Source organism: Amycolatopsis sp. SID8362 (assembly GCF_010550475.1).
Classification (GTDB): domain Bacteria; phylum Actinomycetota; class Actinomycetes; order Mycobacteriales; family Pseudonocardiaceae; genus Amycolatopsis; species Amycolatopsis eburnea.
In genome coordinates, this window is the sequence record NZ_JAAGNB010000889.1 from 1 (window position 1) to 725 (window position 725).

The following is a 725-nucleotide window of genomic DNA, read 5'->3' on the forward strand; positions in this document are numbered from 1 at the left end:
GATCAGCAGGCCGCCGAGGCCGGCCGCCGCGAAGCCCCACGCCGGGCTCGAGTGGTCGATCGCGAAGCCGACGAACGGGCTGCCCAGCGCCAGGCCGAGCCGGGTCGACGCGTCCTGCAGGCCCATCGCCTCGCCGCGGACGCGGGGCGGGGCGATCTTGCTGACCGTCTCCGTGGTCGCCGCCAGGGTCGGGGCGCACAGCAGGTTCGTCGGGATCAGCACCAGCATCAGCAGCCACCACGGCTGGTCGGCCAGCCCGACCGGCACCACCAGCAGCGCCATCAGCAGCATCAGCACGCCCTGCGGCAGCGACCGCTTGACCGCGCCGTGGACGATGCCGCCGAGGATCGACGCCGCGCACATCACCGCGATGACCAGGCCGGTCATGCCGAGGTCGCCGTTCGCGCGCAGGGCCGCCAGCGTCGCCAGCTCGGTGCCGACCAGCACGAACAGCGCGCCGCCCGCGATCAGCAGCGCGGACACCAGCTTCCAGGACAGCCAGGTGCGCAGCTTCGGGCGGACGTCGTCGACGACCGGCTCGCGGTCGTCGCGGATCGGCGGGTCGACCAGCCAGATCAGGAACGCCGTGCCGCCGAAGAGCACGCCGAGCGCGCTGAGGGTGAGCGTCGGCGGGAGCGACGTCATCGCCGCGATGCCCGCCGCCGGGCCGATCATGAACGTCACTTCGATCGAGATGGTGTCCAGCGAGTACGCCGCCCGGCGCT

General features: G+C 73.2%; 1 protein-coding gene. It reads right to left on the minus strand.

Features of this window, described 5'->3' with window-relative positions; translation table 11 throughout:
• Window positions 1-725 (minus strand): MFS transporter (locus tag G3I65_RS27715; RefSeq protein WP_160698723.1); only part of this gene is annotated, 725 nt, incomplete at both ends.